At 26.8% G+C, this 21,254-nt stretch carries 16 protein-coding genes; 14 read left to right on the top strand and 2 right to left on the bottom strand.

Annotated features, from left to right (window positions below; translation table 11 throughout):
* The first annotated feature begins 135 nt into the window (after positions 1–135).
* The 10 genes from secA to CP523_RS10370 all read left to right on the top strand — a co-directional run bounded on the left by secA (position 136) and on the right by CP523_RS10370 (position 14,019).
* Positions 136–2,655: a preprotein translocase subunit SecA gene (gene secA, locus CP523_RS10325; RefSeq protein WP_120140824.1), complete on the top strand. Its 2,520-nt coding sequence runs from the start codon at positions 136–138 to the stop codon at positions 2,653–2,655.
* 51 nt (positions 2,656–2,706) lie between these two features.
* A protein-coding gene (gene prfB, locus CP523_RS10330) for a peptide chain release factor 2 (protein WP_322746252.1) occupies positions 2,707–3,805 on the top strand; the annotation gives its coding sequence in 2 pieces (ribosomal slippage) (positions 2,707–2,784 and positions 2,786–3,805; 1,098 coding nt in all).
* Positions 3,806–4,191: 386 nt separating this feature from the next.
* Positions 4,192–7,578: an NEAT domain-containing protein gene (locus tag CP523_RS10335; RefSeq protein WP_120140825.1), complete on the top strand. Its 3,387-nt coding sequence runs from the start codon at positions 4,192–4,194 to the stop codon at positions 7,576–7,578.
* Positions 7,579–7,586: 8 nt separating this feature from the next.
* A complete protein-coding gene (locus CP523_RS10340) occupies positions 7,587–8,213 on the top strand; it encodes an NEAT domain-containing protein (protein ID WP_066674277.1) in 627 nt (208 codons plus the stop codon).
* 116 nt (positions 8,214–8,329) lie between these two features.
* A complete protein-coding gene (gene isdE, locus CP523_RS10345; protein WP_227909533.1) occupies positions 8,330–9,205 on the top strand; it encodes a heme ABC transporter substrate-binding protein IsdE in 876 nt (291 codons plus the stop codon).
* Between the two features lie 18 nt (positions 9,206–9,223).
* Entirely contained in the window at positions 9,224–10,213 is a 990-nt protein-coding gene (locus CP523_RS10350) for a FecCD family ABC transporter permease (protein WP_120140826.1), read from the top strand.
* A gap of 33 nt (positions 10,214–10,246) precedes the next feature.
* Positions 10,247–11,023, top strand: coding sequence for an ABC transporter ATP-binding protein (locus tag CP523_RS10355; protein ID WP_066674266.1), 777 nt, complete (start codon positions 10,247–10,249; stop codon positions 11,021–11,023).
* 426 nt (positions 11,024–11,449) lie between these two features.
* A complete protein-coding gene (locus CP523_RS10360) occupies positions 11,450–11,698 on the top strand; it encodes a hypothetical protein (protein WP_120140827.1) in 249 nt (82 codons plus the stop codon).
* A 145-nt stretch (positions 11,699–11,843) separates the two neighbouring features.
* A complete protein-coding gene (locus tag CP523_RS10365) occupies positions 11,844–13,373 on the top strand; it encodes a hypothetical protein (protein WP_066674262.1) in 1,530 nt (509 codons plus the stop codon).
* Positions 13,357–14,019, top strand: coding sequence for an ATP-binding cassette domain-containing protein (locus CP523_RS10370; RefSeq protein ID WP_120140828.1), 663 nt, complete (start codon positions 13,357–13,359; stop codon positions 14,017–14,019). The genes CP523_RS10365 and CP523_RS10370 overlap by 17 nt, the downstream gene beginning before the upstream one ends.
* A 359-nt stretch (positions 14,020–14,378) precedes the next feature.
* Here CP523_RS10370 and CP523_RS10375 read toward each other — a convergent pair whose 3' ends face one another.
* Entirely contained in the window at positions 14,379–15,401 is a 1,023-nt protein-coding gene (locus tag CP523_RS10375) for an IS6 family transposase (RefSeq protein WP_120140829.1), read from the bottom strand.
* 122 nt (positions 15,402–15,523) lie between these two features.
* On the opposite strand from CP523_RS10375, the gene CP523_RS10380 reads away from it, so the two are divergent.
* From CP523_RS10380 to CP523_RS10395, 4 genes are all read left to right on the top strand, one after another.
* Complete coding sequence (locus CP523_RS10380) at positions 15,524–15,799, top strand: hypothetical protein (protein WP_120140830.1); 276 nt, start codon at positions 15,524–15,526, stop codon at positions 15,797–15,799.
* 946 nt (positions 15,800–16,745) lie between these two features.
* Positions 16,746–18,038, top strand: a complete 1,293-nt coding sequence (gene istA, locus CP523_RS10385; protein WP_120140831.1) for an IS21 family transposase — start codon at positions 16,746–16,748, stop codon at positions 18,036–18,038.
* Complete coding sequence (gene istB, locus CP523_RS10390; RefSeq protein WP_120140832.1) at positions 18,028–18,786, top strand: IS21-like element helper ATPase IstB; 759 nt, start codon at positions 18,028–18,030, stop codon at positions 18,784–18,786. The genes istA and istB overlap by 11 nt, the downstream gene beginning before the upstream one ends.
* A 314-nt stretch (positions 18,787–19,100) precedes the next feature.
* Positions 19,101–19,718 (top strand): IS3 family transposase, encoded by a 618-nt coding sequence (locus CP523_RS10395; protein WP_120140833.1) that lies wholly within the window; start codon positions 19,101–19,103, stop codon positions 19,716–19,718.
* A 105-nt stretch (positions 19,719–19,823) separates the two neighbouring features.
* Here the strand turns inward: CP523_RS10395 and CP523_RS10400 are convergent, their stop codons facing one another.
* A complete protein-coding gene (locus tag CP523_RS10400; protein WP_120140834.1) occupies positions 19,824–21,170 on the bottom strand; it encodes a M28 family metallopeptidase in 1,347 nt (448 codons plus the stop codon).
* Positions 21,171–21,254: the final 84 nt, after the last annotated feature.

Genomic DNA, 21,254 nt, shown 5'->3' on the forward strand with positions numbered 1-21,254 from the left:
TTAGCACTTCTTTTTTGTTACTATTGATGTAAAACTTATTTCTTGAATTACATATCAATGAAATGGTATAATTTATAAATGATATACTATAATTTATGATATATTCAAAATAAATGCGTTGAAAGGATAAAAAATATGGGATTCTTAGAAAAAATATTTGGATCATACAGTGATAGAGAAGTTAAGAGGTTAGAAAAAACCGCAAATGAAATAGAAGCATTAGAAGGAAAAATGCAACAATTATCAGATGAAGAACTAAAGGCAAAGACTGATGAATTTAAGAAGAGAGTAGCAGAAGGGGAATCATTAGATAGTATCTTACCAGAAGCATTTGCTGTTTGTAGAGAGGCTTCATGGAGAGTACTAGGAATGAAGCATTATAGAGTGCAATTAATTGGTGGTATGGTATTACATCAAGGAAGAATAGCAGAAATGAGGACTGGTGAAGGTAAAACACTAGTTGCTACGTTACCATTATATTTAAATGCATTATCAGGCAAAGGGGTACACCTTATAACAGTTAATGATTATCTTGCAAAAAGAGACCAAGAGTGGATGGGACAATTATATAGTTTCCTAGGATTAACATCAGGTTGTATAGTTCATGGTTTAACTGCTGATCAAAGAAGAGAAGCGTATGGATCAGATATAACATATGGTACAAATAATGAATTTGGTTTTGATTATCTAAGAGATAACATGGTTATATATAAAGAAGAAAGAGTGCAAAGAGGATTAAACTTTGCGGTTGTAGATGAAGTTGATTCAATTCTTATAGATGAAGCTAGAACTCCACTTATAATTTCAGGAGCGGGAGAAAAATCAACAAAGTTTTACAGTGTTGCAGATAATTTTGTAAAGCAATTATTAGCAGAAAGAGACTATACTATAGATGAAAAAGCTAATGCAGTAATGTTAACAGATGAAGGGGTAGCAAAAGCAGAAAGAGCATTTGGAATAGAAAATTATGCTGATGCTTCAAATTTAGAATTACAACACTATATTACACAAGCATTAAAAGCAAATTATTCAATGAAGAGAGATAAAGACTACATGGTAAAGGATGATCAAGTTATAATAGTTGATGAATTTACAGGTAGACTTATGGAAGGTAGACGATATTCAGATGGACTTCACCAAGCTATAGAGGCAAAAGAAGGCGTTAAAATAGAAAGAGAATCTAAGACACTTGCAACAATTACATTCCAAAATTACTTTAGAATGTACGATAAATTATCTGGTATGACAGGTACAGCACTAACAGAAGAAAATGAATTTAGAGAAATTTATGCTCTAGATGTTATAGTAGTACCAACACATAGACCAATAGCTAGAATAGATAATACTGACTTAATTTATAAAAATACTAAAGGAAAGTATAATGCCATAGTTGAAGAAATAATTAAAGCATATGAAAAAGGTCAACCAGTTTTAGTAGGTACAGTAAGTATTGAAAAATCAGAAATTATTTCTGATTTACTTAAGAAAAGAGGTGTAAAGCATCAAGTTCTTAATGCTAAATATCATGAACAAGAAGCAGAGATAATTTCTCATGCTGGTGAATTAGGAATGGTAACTATAGCTACTAATATGGCTGGTAGAGGTACTGATATTAAACTTGGTGAAGGTGTTCTTGAAGCTGGTGGATTAAAAATAATAGGTACTGAAAGACATGAATCAAGAAGAATAGATAATCAGTTAAGAGGAAGAGCTGGTCGTCAAGGTGATCCAGGTGAATCAACATTCTTCATATCATTAGAAGATGATTTAATGAGAATATTTGGATCAGAAAAAATTCAAGGACTAATGGAAAAATTAGGACTAGAGGATGATGAAGCTATAGATCATAAAATGGTAACTAGGGCTCTAGAAAATGCTCAAAAGAAAGTTGAAGGTAATAACTTTGATATAAGAAAGAATCTTATTGGATATGATGATGTTATGAATATGCAAAGAGAGGTTATTTACAAACAAAGAGCTGAAGTTTTAGAGGGTAAAAATTTAAAAGAACAAATTGAAGGAATGATAAGTGAGATTGTTAAAAGTGCAGTTAATTCTCATTTAACAGGAGATGAAGAAGATTATGAAAGTGAAATAAATAAGCTTCTTACTTATTTAGAAGATATATGTTTACCACATGGAGTAATTTCATCTTCGGATATAATTAATTTATCAAATGAAGAAGTTATAGAAAAAATAACAAATATATTAATGGAAATTTATAACGGTAAAGAATTAGAATTTGGGGAAGAACGCTTAAGAGAAATAGAAAGAGTAGTACTTTTAAGAGTTGTTGATCAAAAATGGATGGCTCATATAGATAACATGGATCATTTAAAGCAAGGAATAGGACTAAGGGCGTATAAGCAAGTAGATCCAATTCAAGCATACCAAATGGAAGGTAGTGCTATGTTTGAAGAAATGATAGAAGGAATAAAGTTAGATACAGTTAAATTCTTATTCCACATTCAAATGGAGAGACCTGTAGAAAGGGAAAGAGTTGCAGAGGAAACTTCAGCTAGCCATGCAAGTAGCGGAGATAGTGCAGAAGTTAAAAAGGAACCTGTAAGAAATGCAGATAAAGTAGGCAGAAATGAAGTATGTCCTTGTGGAAGTGGGAGAAAATATAAAAACTGTTGTGGTAGAGAAGCATAAAAAAGTGCCTTAGGGCACTTTTTTAATTAAATATAGATAGGGTGTGATTAAATGTTAATTAAATTAGAAAATGAACTTTCAAAGCTTATTAATATAAAAAATGACATAAAAGAAATGGGGGCTTCTCTTTGACAAAGAAGCTTTAGAAAAAAAAGTTCAAGAGCTTGAATTACAAATGCAAGAAAAAGGTTTTTGGGATGATCTTAAAAGAGCTGAAGAAGTAACAAAAGAAAGTAAGCAAATAAAGGATAAGATAGAGAGATATGAATCACTTAAATTGAGAGTGGAAGATGTTGAAGTTTTATCAGAGTTAATGGAAGAAGATGATGATGAGTCAGCAGAAGAGATAATAGAAAAAATTAAATCTATAGAAAAAACTTTAGATAAGTATAAAATAGAGATATTGTTATCAGGAGAATACGATAGAAATGATGCAATATTAACATTACATGCCGGTGTTGGCGGAACAGATGCCAACGACTGGACTGATATGCTTCTTAGAATGTACACTAGATGGTGTGAAAAGAAGGGATTTAAAACTGAAATAGTTGACTTACTTCAAGGTGATGAAGCGGGAATAAAAAGTGTTACTTTAAAGATAAAAGGTGAGTTTGCATATGGATATCTGAAAGCTGAAAAAGGTATTCATAGATTAGTTAGAATATCTCCATTTAATGCTAATGGAAAAAGACAAACTTCTTTTGCCTCTTTAGAAGTGCTTCCAGAGCTTACTAATAATCAAGATATAGATATAAAACCGGAGGATTTAAAAATTGATACATATAGAGCTAGTGGAGCTGGTGGGCAACATGTTAATAAGACTGAATCAGCAATTAGAATAACTCATATTCCAACAGGTATAGTAGTTCAATGTCAAAATGAAAGAAGTCAATTTGCTAATAAAGATACTGCAATGTCTATGTTAAAATCAAAGCTTATAGAATTAAAAGAAAGAGCTCATAAGGAAAAAATAGAAGATTTAACAGGGGAATTAAAAGATATGGGATGGGGAAGTCAAATAAGATCTTATGTATTTCATCCATACAATATGGTTAAAGATCATAGAACCAATGAAGAAACTGCTAATCTGAATTCGGTAATGAATGGAGAAATAGATAATTTTATTAAAGCATATCTAAAGAATTTTTAATATTTTAAAAGGGATGAATTAAAGAACAGGAATTCATCCCTTTTTATAGTATAAATTTTATTTTAATTATATTAAGTAAAGATAAACTTTACATATTATTTTATAAAACAACAAATGAAAACTATTACAATGATAAATATTATCAATTGACACTAAAGAAAACTAATTGATTACTAATAATTTCTAAAAAATAGCAAATGACATTGAAAATCTTTATCATTAGTAGTATAATACGGGACATACGGAAGAATAAGGATATTACGAGAGGATTGGTACGTAATATTCAGTGAAATATTAGTAAAAGGGAGGATAAAATTAAAAGCTACTTATAATTAAAATTGAAAATAAAGGGGGGACAAGTCATACTATATACATTCATATAGTATATGACTATTTTAATAATGAAAAAGAATTTATCAAAAACTTTAGCTATGCTAGTATTTATAACCAATGCAGGAATAATGACAACTCCAACTTTTGCGAACACTTTAAATTCAGAGCCTAAGATAGTGAGTGGAGAAAATAAACAAGAATTAAAGGTACCAGTAAAACCAATGAATGCTACTACAAAGGTTATTAAAGATGAAGAAAAACCTGAAGATCAGTGGAATAGTGAATTATTAATAGGATTCGCATCAAATGATGAAAGTAAAGAGAGAGAGTTCTATGATAATGTAACTTCAGTTAAAGTGAATGGAGCAGAATATACCAAAAGTTATTTAAATACAAATAAAACTTATATAGCAAGTAAATTTTATGGTGGTATAGAGGTTAGAAGTAACGAATTTAAAGATGATATAAATATTATAGAAATCAAAGCAACAAGTTATTATGATATGATTATAGAAGTTAAAAAGGATGGAACGGAATTAGCTTATAAACTAATAAATCCTAATACTAGTGAGATTATAAATCCAGAAGATATAAAAGATAAAGATAATAAAAAATTAGATGATAAAGACTCAAATAATAATCCTTCTACTGAAATTGGAAAGCAGGAAGAGAAAAAAGATAATGAGGCTTTAGGGGAGAAACCTCAAGGGGAAGAAAGTAAGGAAATAAAAGGAAATTTAAATGATCTTGCAGATGGAATTTATACAATAAACTTTAAGGCTTTTAAGGAAGAAAATCCAAGTGAAGAATCTATGCTAGGTGGATTCTTTGATAATAATGTAAAGCTTGAAGTTAAGGGTGGAAAGAAGACTTTAACATTTTTAAATACAGTTATGTCTAGTATGATTTATGATTTTAGGTTAGATAATAATGGTGAATTTAAAGAAAGCAAATCAGAGAATATAGGAAGCATTAATGCTAGTGGAGAGTATAAATATAAGAGTTTTACAGTAGAAGCTGGAGATTTAGCAGTACCAAATACTGTGGGAGTACTTGTTAGTGCCATGGGTGGACAAAAAAATGATATAGGAAATATCGAAAAATATAAAAAAGCTATATTGCAATTTGAGAGTAGTTATAAAGAAGGATGGAATGGATTTGAAACAATAAATAATGAAGTTTCAGAAAGTGAAAAATTAAATAGTGCATTAATAAAAGCAGGATTAGATATAGATAAAAATGGACAAGTTACACCGGAAGAAGTATCAAAGTACTCTAAAGATACTTTAAATTTATCTGGAAAAGAATTAACTGATATATCATTATTAAAGCATCTTAATTCTAATGTTAAAGAATTATATTTAGCTGCAAATAGAATAAAGGAATTACCAGAAGGGATTTTTGATAATTTAGTTAACTTAGAAAAACTATCTTTGAGTTCAAATTTAATTGAGGAATTACCAGAAGGAATATTTGATAAATTAACTAAGTTAGAAGAATTGCAATTAGGTAGAGTAAAGTTAAAAAGCTTAGATGCTAATGTATTTAAGAATCTTAAAAATCTAAAAAGTATAGGATTAGTAGAAAATAAAGGCTTAGAAGAATTACCAGATGATATATTTAGTGGATTAGATTCTCTTGAAGGAATTTATATGTATGAGGGTTCTTTAAAGAAAATACCTTCATCAGTATTTACATTAACTAATCTAAGAAGTTTACATTTAAATAATAATAACTTAGAAATAATACCTGATGAATTTGACAAACTTCCTAATTTAAGAGGAATAAGCTTAAATAATAATATTATAAAAGAACTTCCTAAATCCATATATAATCTTAAAGATTTAACTACATTAGCTTTAGAGAATAATGAATTAACATCAGTTCCAAATAATATAAAAGAATTGTTTCCTAATTTATATGGAATAGACCTTACTTTAAATAAACTTAAAAATGCAAATGATATAACTGGACAGGTAAAGGTTACTCCACAAAAAAATTCAATGAATTTAAGTTTAAAAGCCGAAAATCAAAAAATCTTATTAGATTATGATTTATCTGCATTAGATATAATGGCTTGGTCATATTATGGTGATGAAGATGTTAAAACTGTAGAAGATTATAAGAACTGGGTTAAAGACAAGGATGTTGTAGATTTTTTAAATGAAAAAGATAATGACTGGAAGATAGTTACTGAAATTCAAAAGAAGAATAAAGATGGAAATTATAAAACTATTGATACAGTAACTATATTAGATAAAGCAGATGAGCCATTAAATTATGTTGATAAAACTATGAAAAATGGGGATGAATATAGAGTTATAAAAACATTAACTAGAACAGGCGGTTTGGAACTTGTAGTATTTACAGATGTGCAAGAAGCAGTGGCAAAAGCAGATGAAATTAAAGTTGATAATGATAATCAATACAAAGATGGGGTTTATGAAGTTAAAAACAGTATAGAGGATACAAGTGAAACTGGCAAGGCAATGGTAAGAAGAGTATTGAAAGATACAACTAATATGGATGTTAGAGATGGTAAGAATTATTTAACCTTAGAAGTAAATCCTCAAGGTATGTTAGATAACTATAGAATTCTTGTAGATGATTCAGAAGTTAATTATGAAAAAGAAACTTTAGATAATGGCATGTTAAAATTAAAATTTGAAATACCAAGTTTAGATGCAAAGGTGTCTATGAAGTTATACGTAATTCCTATGGCAAGAGATGTAGAATTTACAGTAGCTCATGATAAAGAAAGTGTAAAATTAATTAGTGCTAATAAAGAAAATGAAGACAATAAACCATCTGCAGACAATAATTCTACTAAACCAAACACAACTAATCCAAGCACAACAAAATCGAGTGAAGATAAAACTTCTAATAATGAATTAAATGTTACAGAACATAATAATAAAGTAAATGAAAAATTAGAAGATGCAGTTGTAAAAGGAAAATTATATACTGTGCAAAATGAAGTTTCTCACGAGAGAGAAGTTGGAAGAGAAATGGCAAGAAAATACTTGGAAAAAACTTCAAAAATAGAAGAAATAGATGGAAAAATGTATGCAACAATTACATTTAACAATTCACAATTTATGAAGGAATTTAAAATAGATGTCAATGGAGAAGACGTCAACTATGAAATAGTTGAAAGAAATGGAGATTTATTAAGTTTAAGATTTGAAATTCCTAATATAGATTCTGATGTTAAAGTTAAAATGTTTGTAATACCTATGAATTCTAATGTAGAGTTTGGAGTTAAATTCTTAAAGAATACTTTAAATCTTGTAAAAGAATATGAGGTTAAAAAGTCAGAGTTAAAGCAAGGAGGAAAGCTACCATATACAGGTGGATTAGCTTCAGGTGGATTAGTTACTACATTAGGTTCAATGCTTTTAGGAGTAGGAGCATTTATGAGTAGAAGAAAAAGAAAGTAGGTAATTAAATGAAATATCTTAGAATTATATTTTCAGTATTTTTAATAGGAATGTTTGTTAGTATGTTTGGTGTTAATACTAAAGCAATTGAAAGTAAAGAAATTGAAAGTGGTATATATGAATTAGAAAATGATGTTTATCATAATTCAGAAATAGGAAGATCTATGGCTAGGACATATTTAAATAACATTATGACTTTAGAAGCTAAAGGTGGAAATATGTTTTGTACAATTGAATTTTCTTCAAGTGATTATATGGAGAATTATAGAATGATAATTGATGAAAAGGAAGTTGAAAGTGAAATAGTAGATAAAAATGAAGAAAACAAAACAGTTAAAATAAAATTTAAGATTAATTCCTTAGATTCTAAGATAAATGCTAATATGTATGTAATACCTATGGGAAGAGATGTTAGTTTTGATATAATCCCTAAAAAGGATACATTAAAATTAATTGAAAAGATAGAAGAACCTAAAGCTGAAAGTGATGATTCTAAAACAAATGATGCTGTAGAAAATAATCAAAAAGAAAGCAAAGAAAAAACATCAATAATAACATTTGGAGCAATAATTATAGGATTAGTGGCTATAGTTGTAATTGGTTCAAGAGTTAAAAATAAATATAAACAAGTATAATTTTAATAAGTCAGTAATTGTGTATATTTATATATAATTACTGACTTATAAAGCAATTTAGTTAAAAATGATTTATATATGTCAATATATAATTATTTCATAGGGGGAATATAACAATGAAGAGACTATTATCCATAATAATAGTTGTTTTAGTTATGACATCTTTTACTGGGTGTTATGGCCCAAAAGGAGAAAATAAAGATATTCAAACTAAGAAAGATGGTGAAGTTGTAGTAGCAACATCAGTTGCTGTTACAGAGATACTTGATAAGTTAGGAGTAAGCTTAACAGGAGTGCCAACTACAAATTATACACTTCCTGAAAGTACAAAAGATTCTGTAAAAGTTGGAAATCCTATGAATCCAGATTTAGAAAAAATAAAGTCATTAAATCCAACTGTAGTAGTATCTGTAGATACATTAGGAGATGATTTTAAAAATACATTTATAGAAAACAATATACCAAGTGAATTTGTAACACTAACAAGTTTAGATGGGTTAAAGGAATCTATAAAAAAATTAGGAGATAAATTTAATAAAAAAGAAGAAGCAGATAATTTATTAAATGAAATTAGTGATAAAGAATCAGAAATAGCTAAAAAAAATTATGGAAAAGAAAAAGAGAAAGTTCTGATTATTTTTGGAGCACCTGGAAGTATGATGATTGGAACAAGCAAATGTTATGTAGGAAATTTAGTTGATATTGTTGGTGGAAAAAATATAGTTGAAAATAATTCAACTTCCTTTGTGCAATTAAATATAGAAGAAATTTTAAAAAGTAATCCAGATAAAATTTTAGTAATGACTCATGGAGACCCAGAAGAGGCTAAAAATATGGTATCAAAAGAATTAAAAAATAATCCTATGTGGCAGAAACTTTCAGCTGTTAAAGAAGACAAAGTTCATTATTTAGATAGTAAAAAATTTGGTATGAGTGCTAATCTTAAAGTTATAGAAGCTTTAGGTGAGTTAGATAGTATTTTACACAACTAAGTAATTTAGGAGCAGTATATGAAAAAGAATAATATTATAAAGAAAAATATATACATTGGAATTTCTGTAGTAGTTTTAATAATTTTATCATTAAGTTCAATGAAAATAGGTAGCATAGACATAACATTAAAGGAATTACTAGTAGGTATTTTTACTAATAATGGGGGAGAAACTTGGGATATTATAAGAGATTTGAGAATGCCAAGAGTAATAACAGCAATATTAGTAGGATCTAGCTTAGCAGTATCAGGGGTTTTATTGCAAGCAGTTATAAGAAATCCATTAGCAGAGCCGTCAATTACGGGGATTTCTTCTGGAGCAAGTCTTTTTTCAGTTGTAGTTATGGTATTTCTACCTTCATTAACTTCTTATAGATATTTATTTGGATTTTTAGGTGGAATTTTAGCATGTATAGTGGTTTATTCTTTAGCATTTAAAAATACATTATCTCCAATAAGGATTGTTCTAACAGGTATAGCTGTAAATGCTATGCTTGGGGGAATTATATCTATAACAACTATATTTAACGGGAATAATGCTTCAAGTGTTCAAATGTGGCTTACAGGAAGTCTTGTAGCTGTAACTTGGAAAGATGTGTTTCCACTTTTGGCATATACAATAATAGGATTAATTTGTGCTTTTATTTTATCTAGAACTTGTAATGTAATAGTTTTAGGAGATAAAAACTCAAAAGGACTTGGATTTAATGCTGATAAGACTAGAATAATTATATCTTTAGTAGCTGTTTTTTTAGCAGGAGTTTCAACATCTGTAGCAGGAATTATATCATTTGTAGGGTTAGTAGTTCCACATATTTGTAGAATTATTATAGGTTCTAATCATAGATATTTAATACCATTTAGCTGTACATTAGGTGCAATCTTACTTTTAATTGCAGATACATTGGGAAGAACAATAGCAAAGCCTTATGAAATTCCTGTTGGTATAGTTATGGCAATTTTAGGAGCACCATTTTTCTTATATCTTTTAAGAAAAAGTAATGTTTAATGTTGCAGCAATTATTAAAATTGAGGTGATAATATGTTGATAGGAAAAAATATAAGTTTTTCTTATGATGATAAAGAATTTATAAATAATTTAGATATAAAAATAGAAAAGGGAAAAATAACTACTATAATAGGTCCTAATGGAAGCGGAAAATCTACTTTATTAGGTATGCTTTGTTCAGTTAATAAAATAAAAAATGGCTGTATTTATATAGATGGTAAAAATATAATTAATTATAAAAGTAAATTACTTGCACAAATTATTGCTACAGTATATCAACAAAATAATGTACCTGAGGATATAGTTGTAGAAGATTTAGTTGCATATGGAAGAATACCACATAAAGGCTATTTTGAGAAGAATAATGAAAATGATTATAAAATTATAGAATGGGCTATTAAAAGTACTAATGTAGAACATTTAAAAAATAAGCCTATTTCACATTTATCTGGGGGAGAAAAACAAAGGGTATTTATAGCTCTTGCTTTAGCTCAAAAACCTAAGGTTTTATTTTTAGATGAACCTAACACTTATTTAGATATTTTTAATCAAATAGAGCTTTTAGAGTTAGTAAAAAAGTTAAATGAAGAAAATAATATAACCGTAGTTATGGTTCTTCATGATATCAATCAAGCTGTAAAGTATAGCGATAATTTAGTAATTATGAAAAATGGGAAAATAATGAAGTTTGGTAAGTCAGAAGATATAATAAATGCAGAGATAATAGAGTCAGTATATAATGTAAAGGGAATTGTAACAGAAGTAGCAGAAAATGAAAAATACTTTATACCTATAAGTGTAGTGCATTAATATATTTTTATAGACCATCTATAAATGGATGGTCTATAAAAATATAGTTTATGCCATGTTAAAATTTAATTATAAATTTAAGAAATAAAAGAGCAATAGTAAGATTAAACATCTTAAAATGTACTCTATAGATTAGATATGAAAAAAGTCTATTCTATAGGGTTTTTCCATTTATAATAGAGTTATAACGTTAGGAGTGAATAAAAATAAGTGAGAAATTATTTTCAAATAATGATATCGTAGAAATAATGCTACTTTAAATAATATATTTGTAAAATGGAGGAGAAAAAATGAGTAACTTTGTATTAACAAAGAGAATACTCTTTACAATTACCAAATAACTATGTAGAAATTAACAGATATGAGATAGAATATGTTGATGGAAGAGGATGGTCTGTATATACATTAGGTAGAAGTCTTAATAATTTGAGTACACTTGCTGAAAATCATATAAATCAGAATAAAGCATGGACTTTCTCAAGTGCTGGAAAGGAATTAAATTTTGCAGGGAGTTACTGGCTTACAGTATCAGTACTAGGAGCGAAAGTTTCTGCTGCAGTAGGAACGGTATCAGCTTTTGTAACTGGATTAGTAGCGTCAGCAATAGCATTTTCAGCAGGACTTGCATCAGGTTCATTGATTACATGGTTGGGTACTGAAGAAAGATTTTACTAAATAATTAAAAGTTATAGAAATATATTTTATATATTGATATAATTATAATAATATTATAATTATAATAAAATTTAAGTTAAAACCTAACAATTAAGGAAGTATATATTAATGATTCATTTCAAGTTAACATAAAGAGGGAGATATTATGTTTAGTTTATGGTATAAGTTAGCTTTTCTAGATGGTGATATTATAAGTAAAATTAAAAAAATTATAAAATCTATTTGTATTTATATTTTACCTACTATTGTAGCTATTATAGTTTCAGATAAAGTTTTAATAAGGGTTCAATATAATTTGTTTGGTACAGTTACTAATATAATTGTTTTCAATTTGCTATATAGTAGTATTATTCATATATATATTCAGAAAAAAACCTTATCTTCTTTGCAAGGGGATGTAATAGTAAAGTTTGTTCCTCAGAAATTTAATGTTTACATAATATTAAGGGTATTAATGGTTTTTATAAAAACATATTTACCTATAATAACATTATCAATACTAACATTTAAAGATATTTTTATAAATCCTGTTTATATTTTTTATATATGTTCGTTAGCATTTATAATTTCAATTATATTTTTAAATGTTATAATAGCTATTTTGTATAGATATTTATTAAATATAGTAAATAAATTAATTTATAAATTAATAAACTTTATTACTTTTATTTATATTACTAGTTTAGTTATTTATCAATCAACTGTTACACCTATATGGTATTTAGAAAGTTTAGAGAGATATTTAAAAAAAGAGGACTTGATTTTGAATAAAATAGATATAAATTTTTTTCAAATTATGCTTATTTTAATAATATTTATACTCTCTATAATGAGTATTAATTTTTTAAAGAATTTTTTAAAAATAAGGGGTAGAAACTTAATTTTTATTAAAAATATAAGTGTAAATGAAAAAAGTAATAAGATAACAAAAGTAATAGAAGATTATTGTGAAAAAGTCTATTCAATTTATTTTTCTAATATTGAAAAAAGTTTTTTTGTTAAGGATATAAAAGAAGCAGTAAGAACAAATAAATATAGTTTATTTTTTATTTGTTTATATCATATAATTAATATTTGCTTTATATTGTTTTTTTTCTTTGCAGATAATATTAATAGTATAGAAATATCTATTATTAGCGTTAAGATATCATTAAGTATTACGATAGTTCAAATCTTAATTAGCTATTTTCTTGGAAAGGCTAGTTTTGAAAAGAATATAAATATAGATACGGATTATAAAGTTTTGAAAAATTACAATATTAGAGTTGCAATGAATGGAATAATTAAAGTTAAAACAAAAGTATTGTCAGCAATTGTGTTTCCTAAAGTAGTATCTGTTTTTTGTATTATTATTATTTCAAGTTTAATTATTTATTCTAATACCTATTTAGCATTAATTTATTTTATATTAATGCTCCAACTTTTATTTTTAAAAGAAATAATTGGACTTTGGTTAATAAAATCCATAAATAAGTTTAATAGCAATAAAATGATAATTAAAATATTAAATTTTATTTTGATAGGTATTACTTTAGTGATATTAATAAATTTATATTTTTACACACAGATAATTCAATTTATATATGGACAACTAGTGCTATTAGTAATTTTAATAGTTTTGTATTTGTTTAATTTATTTATAAATAAGGAGAGAATAAATGTTAGAAATAAATAATTTAAATTATAGTTATGATGGTGAAGTAAAAGTTCTTGATGATGTTACTTTTAAAATAGAAAAAGGGAAAATATATTGTTTACTTGGAGTAAATGGAGCAGGTAAAACAACATTATTTAATTGTATTACAGGATTTTTAAATAGCAATTTAGACTTAGATGAGAACTTAATAAATGATAAGATATTATATATTCAGGATGAAATGAACTTTTATAAAAATTTATCTGGAATAGAATTTATTAAATTAATTTTTGATTTAAAGGAAAAGTTATTGGATGAAGAAAAGTTAAAAATATTATTAAAAGATCTAAAAATGGAAGAAAAAATTACTGATACTATTTCAACTTATTCATTAGGAACAAAGCAAAAGCTAGTACTTATAATAGGATTTTTATTAAAGTATGAATATATTTTTATGGATGAACCATTTGGAGCTATTGATTTTATAAGTGCTGAATATATTATAAATCTATTACAGAAATATAGAGATCAGAATAATGGAATAATTATATCTACACATTTAATTGATATTGCTCATGAAATAGCTGATGAAATTTTATTTATAAATAATGGTAAAGTATATCAGAAAAGAAATGATTTTATTGATACTAAACAATTAAAGGAGTGGATAAGAAGAAATATTTAAAATATATATAGAAATATATAGCGAAATGAAAATCAAGTATAAAAATTATTTGAGATGTGAAGCAATGTAAAAATATTATAATGGCTTTTACTGTTTGTGAAATAATTGCAATTTATATCTTTTTTTCGAATTAAAGCTTATATAAATAAATAATTAAAATATCTATACTATTAATAAAGAAGTAATTATAGTACATTAATTTTGAGAATCTGTTAAGCTGTTATGAAAAAATAGCTTAATAAATCTTAGAATTTCTCGTTCTTTGAAAATTATATAAGTTTGATTATTTTTGTGTATAGGAAATAGACCTGCAAAAATATAATTTTTTCCAGCAGGTTAATCGAAAATATTTAAAGGTACTATGAAGCTATAAACCAAGATTGTCTTGTTATATTATTGCTAGCAAAGCCAGCAACTTCGGCAGGTGTAAGGTTATTCAATGAACCATGAGGTCTAATAAAGTTATAGTGAAATATAAACATAAAAATAAGATTATTAGCTTTTTCAAATGAATTAAATCCTTTTTTAGATTTATACCAAGCCTTAAAGGTTTTATTAAAGGATTCTATAAGATTATTGTTTATATAACTAGACATCGGTTTTACAGGTAAATGTTTTGTATTCGGTAATAGCGTAGCTATCGCTTCGTTATAAGCTGGCCATCTGTCTGTTACTAAGTTAAATGGAGAACCGTATTTTTTAACCTCATTTATTAGAGAAAAAGCAGAGTTTTCATCTCTATATTTACTTAAATGAAAAGATACTATAAAACGTGTTTCGGAGTCTATAACTAGCCATAGATAGTGCTTTATACCATTAATAAAAACAATAGTCTCATCGGCATGCCAGTCGTCAGATTGTAAATCTACTTGATGTTTAAATTTATCAACTTTCAGTTTGAAGTAAGGAGCAAATTTATTACTCCAATTAGCTACAGTTACATGAGATACTTTGATATTAAATGTACTCATAAGAAACTGAGATATAGCTCTAGTTGATGTATTATTTAAATAGTATAAAGTTAAGGCAGTAATAATCACTTGTAAAGGAAATCTCATGCCTTTCATAGAAAGTGATCCGGTAATAGCTTCGCTAGAAGCTGGATCAATGTTAAAATTGTGATGATTGACTATAATATGGTTACATTTTTTATTATTACATTTATAGCGATTATAATGTTTGTAGGAATGATGTAAGTAAGTGCCTTTACCGCACTTAGGGCATCTAGGATAGTTTTTTAAAACTCGGCTACTGACTTTGTCAGGAGCGAATTGTCGCTTGCAATTTTGGCATTGATATTTTTGATTAGGCTGCTTGTCTAAACCAAACTTATATAGTTTATTTGAATGACAGCGAGGACATTTAATATTTGTTTTGTTCATTGTTCTTCTCTCCTTTTCTAGGGGGAAATTAGTTCTTGTCAAACTTATTGTATTTCCTAGAGTTGAGAAGAGCAATGTTCATATAATTTAACAGATCGAATTTTGAAAATCGGAGGAATATTATGGAGAAAATATATTTTGGAAGTTCATTTATAGCGCTGATAGGTTTAATGATTATTCTAGTACTATTAATGCTAGGAAAACCAATCCCAGACTTAATTTTTAATATATTCTGTGGGATAAATATTATATGTATACTATCATCTATTAGTATAAATAGAAAAAATCGTATCAATAATAAATCAGAAAAAAATTTGAAATTTAAAAAAATATATATATATGCATATATATTATTATTTATACCTATAATAGTAATGCAGTTATTAAAACTATTATAGTAAGTTAATTAAGATTTAGCCATCAAAAAATTGATGATTAGCAGGAATTTTAACTAAAAAAAATATAAATTTTGAAGTGATTGAGAAAAGTATTTTTTTCTGCAAATTGCAATATTCAATATAAGCAATTTCATTAACGCTATAATTATATATAGATTTATTTTTGGAATGAATCTTCTTATTATTTAATTATGTCGTTCATTGCACCATTTCTCAAAATATGAATAAGAGTGCGTGAAATAAACCTTAGTATCAGTATTTTTCTAATATCACTAAGATTAGAAAATTTTGATCCATTATCATTGGTTATTGTTTTGAACACTTGACTGAATTTATCACAAAATTCAGTGTTAATTCTCAGAATCCCCGCTGATATGGCTTCAGTTATTTTCAATTTAATTTTTCTATGAATTGAATTTAATGTATTTCTTTCTACAGTAGTTAAGAGTACATTATCTTTCTTAGATTTTGATCTTAGTACAGTATTAATTTCCTAGTGGCCAAAATCTTCTCTAGTTTCAATACTTCGTTAGAAGAGTAGAATACTTAAAAGAACTTAATACTTATTTTGTAGATTTACATACTTGTAAACTAAATTTATTAGAGAACAAATATTAATGAATTTGGAAGAAAATTATTTTAATAAAAATAGTCCAAGACCTACTTTGGTAATTAAACTGTCCTATTTGTCAAGGGCAGTTAAAAAAAGAGTAGACTGGAAGTGGTATATTTAAGTAGACACTGAGTTAACAGAAAATAGTGAAAGGTGGTCTACTTATGAGAAGAAGTTATGATAAACAGTTCAAAATTGCTGCTGTAAAATTAGTCCTTGAAGATGATATGTCAGTTATAAGTGCTAAGATAGGAATGTAAACAAATGATCATTTAAGAATGTAAGAAAATAACTTTATAAAGTATAATTACCAAAGAGGGATCGGAGGTAATTATGATTATAAAAGTAAATGTTAATTCAGAAATTAAAGTTAATAGTTTAGTAGATCTTCATAAATTAAAAGTAATTATGGAGGTAAATAATTTGAAGGTTAATAAGAGCCAAATCGCAAGAGAACTTGGTGTGGATGCCCGTACTGTAGGAAAATATTTAAATGGATATGTTAAGCCAGCAACTCGAAATCGAAAATCACCAATTGATGATTTTAAGCCTATTATACAATCTCTTTTGAGTGAAGAGTCAATTCAAATATTCTATTATAAGCGTGTTCTATGGCAATATCTTAAAGATAACCATGGCTTAGACTGTGCACAATCTTCTTTTAGAAGATACATATCTAACAATGTTGAGTTTAATGATTATTTTAAACGTCGAAAAAAAGGCTACATATCTAATAAATCTACTATGAGATTTGAAACGGATAAGGGACATCAAGCACAATTAGATTGGAAAGAAAATATTGATTTTGTTTTAAGCAACGGTGAAGTTATTAACATAAATATATTTGTTTTAATACTGTCATATTCAAGGTTTAGAATTTATAGATTATCATTAGAAAAAACACAAGATATATTATTTTCATTTTTAAATGAATCATTTGAAGCCTTCGGCGGCGTTCCTAAAGAATTATTAACAGATAATATGAAAACTGTTATGGATCAACCAAGAACAACTTATCAAAGCGGAAAGGTAAACAATAAATTTCAACAGTTTGCAGATGATTATGGCTTTAAAGTCCGTCCCTGCATAGCAGGTAGACCGAATACAAAAGCTAAAGTAGAAGCACCAATGAAATTACTAGATGAGATTAGAGCTTATAATGGTACTCTCAACTTTGATGAATTGCATGAATTAATTTTAAAACTTAATGATAGAATTAATGGGACATGCCATACTTCAACTGGCAAAATTCCTGTTCTCCACTTAGAAAAAGAAAAAGATTTCTTATTTGCGCTTCCAACAGAACAAATAAGAAATCAATACAACATCATAACTACAAGTGTTAAGGTTAATAGCCAAAGTATGATTTCTTATAAATCAAACCAATATTCTGTACCACCAGAATATATAGGCAAAAAACTTAAATTGCAAGTATATGATAATCAACTACATTTGTATTATAGCACAAATTTAGTTACTATCCATGAAATTAAAAATCAAAAATTAAATTATCATAATAATCATTACTTACAGATTAGTTCTTTAACATTTAAAAATTCCAAATATGAAATGAATGAAATAGCTAAAAATAATTTAAAAATGATAGGAGAAATATATGGTAACTAATAGTGCGTATATGCAATTAATTAATAATTTAGAGTATTTAAAACTAAAGCAAATGGTTAATCATTTAGATGAAGTTATTGATTTTTCAACAAAAAATAAATTATCATTTGTTGATACTCTTATCAAACTTACATCTCATGAAATAGATTGTAAAGAAGCAAATATGATTAGATCAATGGTTAAGGTAGGAGCATTTCCCCATACTAAAGAACTTAAAGACTTTGATTTTAATTTTCAACCAGGAATAAATCAAGATCAAATATTAGATTTTGCATCATTACGCTTCTTGGAGGCAAAAGAAAATATTGTATTTTTAGGGACAAGCGGTGTAGGAAAGACTCACCTGTCAACTTCTATAGGTATCGCTGCCGCGAAGCGAAGATGTAGCACATACTTTATTAAATGTAATGATTTATTGCAACAATTAAAAAGGGCTAATTTAGAAAATAGGCTTGATTCAAGGCTTAAGCATTTTAGTAAGTACAAGCTTCTTATCATAGATGAATTAGGATATTTACCTATAGACAAAGAAGATTCAAAGCTATTTTTCCAACTTATAGATATGCGTTATGAAAAGAAAAGTACTATTATAACTACTAATATAAATTTTAATGCTTGGGATGAAATATTTTGCGATCCTATAATAGCTAATGCTATTTTAGATAGAGTACTTCATCACGCTCACGTAGTTTCTATTACTGGAAATTCTTATAGACTAAAAGATCATTTTAATTTTGAAGAGCACTAAAAACTACACTCTTAAATGATCAAAAACTTACAATATTAACTTGACATTTATATCAGTTTCTAATGTGGAAAAAGAGATATCTATACATTACAATTCTTTGTATAGATAGATAAGTGAATATGAAGAATATGGAGAAAGTGCGTTTCCAGGACATGGAACCGGACTTTATTCATGTCAGTATGAGATAAAAAAATTGAAGCAAGAAAATCTTGAGTTAAAAAAGGAGCTTGAATTATTAAAAAAATATCAGGCCTTCTTGAAGCAAAAGAACAAATAAGATTTCAGTTTTTAAAAGAAAATCATAATAATATAATATCAATAAGGCCTGCAAAGCATTAAATGTATCAAGATCAGGATATTATAAATTTTTAAAACATAAGCCATATAAAAGGGATATTGAGAATGAAGTATTGAAGGGGAAAATCAAACAAATTTTTGAAGAAAACAAGGGACGTTATGGCTCTATTAGAATAGAAAAAGTTTTAAATAATAAAGGAATTAATATTAATAGAAAACATGTAGCAAGGCTCATGAGAGAACTAAAGTTGTGTCCTAAAGGAACACTCTATAGATATAAATATTATAATAAAAAATCAAATGCCATTGAACGTCCAAATTTATTAAATCAAATGTTTCAAACAGATAGCAAAAATAAAATATGGGTTAGAGATATTACATATATACCAACTAAAAAAGGAACTCTCTATTTAGCAGTTTTTCTTGATATCTATTCACGAAAGGTAGTTGGATGGTCTATGGAGTCTTTTTACAGAACTATAAAAAGAGAGCTTATTCTAGATGCTAAATATCAAACTCTAGAACAAGCTCAAAAAGAAATATTTAAATATATTGAATTATACTACAACACTAAGAGAATTCATTCTTCATTAGGTTATATTTTACCTGCTGAATTTGAAAAATTAAATTCATAAAATTATCTTAGCTTTGTGTCTACTTTTTATTGACAACTCCAAAGCAGACTTTAAAAAAAATGTCTACTCTATAGGGTACATCTTATTCAGACATTTCTTTTTATTTTAATTAGAAACTTTTCTTTTTTTAACACCATAAGCTATCCATACAATTAATAATATTGAAAATAGTATAATTGAAATTTTACTATAGAAAAATCTTGTTAAAAATCCGTATGATGAACCTAATATTTTTGCTTCAACGACTTCATAAGCTGTATCTATAGCATTTGTACTAATAAATTCCGCAGTATCATTAGGTGTGTGAATTCTTGAGACATCGCTATGACAAAAGCTTAATGAATCAATACCGGCATTATTAAAACTAGCATGATCACTTGAATCTTGATAAACTACTTCAGTTTTAACACCTTTATTTTTAGCTATTTTTTCAACAGACTTTAATAATTTAGAATCTTTATCTTTAAAAGATAGACCTTGCATAAATGTTAGAGGATATCCTTCACTACCAATCATATCAAAGTTTATAACTTCTGCATCATGTAACTTATCTATATTCTTTTCTGCAAATTCTTTAGAACCAAGAAGACCGAACTCTTCTGCATTTAGTGCAACAAAAATTATATCTCGTTTAGGTTTACCATAAGTGGATAGACTTCTTTGTAGTTCAAGCAAGAAAGATGTTCCAGAAGCATTATCTAATGCACCAGAATATAAATTTTCTAAGCCATCTTTTCCTAAATGATCATAATGAGCTGTTAATACAAGTGGTGGTAGTTTATGTGAAGATCCTTTTAAAACTCCAACTACATTAGAAATAGTTTTTTCCTTATTTTCAAATGGTACATGAACAGAAATTTCAAGTCCCTTACGTACAGAATCTAATATTTTATTGTAAGTATTAGTATTAACTGAGATTACCATATCATAAGGAAAATCGCTTGAAAAAGAACTTCTAAAAGAGAAATCTTCTTTGCAATTCACATAAAATAAACATTTTGCATCAGAGGTAATAACATCTATAGATTTAGTATAAATGTTTACAGTATCGGCTCTTGAGAATGTAATAGTATTTTTTTTAAAATTAATCATATCATCTTTAAAATCAACACCATATTTTAATTCCTCTAAAACAATACCCTTAGTAGAAATTTGCATGTAAGGCTGAGTATTTGTTTTTACAGGACAAACAGTATTAAAATTCTCTCTATAGTTATCATTTAATGGTGTTAATTTGTTATCTTGAAAATTCTTTCGAATTATTTCAGCAACTAAATTATTTTCATCACTTCCAGGTAAACGACCACTATAGGTTTGTGAAGAAAAGTTTGCTATATTTTTCTTTACATTATTTGAATTAAATTGCGAATATGTAATATTAAAAAAAATAGAAAAACCCAATGCCGTAGTAATAAATAATATTAACAAATAGTATGAAACTTTTTTCTTCATAAAAATACCTCAAATAATAGTTTTATTAAATACTATTACTTGAGGTGTTAAATTATGAGAGATAATTTTATAATGGTCAAATTA

The organism is Clostridium septicum (assembly GCF_003606265.1).
Classification (GTDB): domain Bacteria; phylum Bacillota; class Clostridia; order Clostridiales; family Clostridiaceae; genus Clostridium; species Clostridium septicum.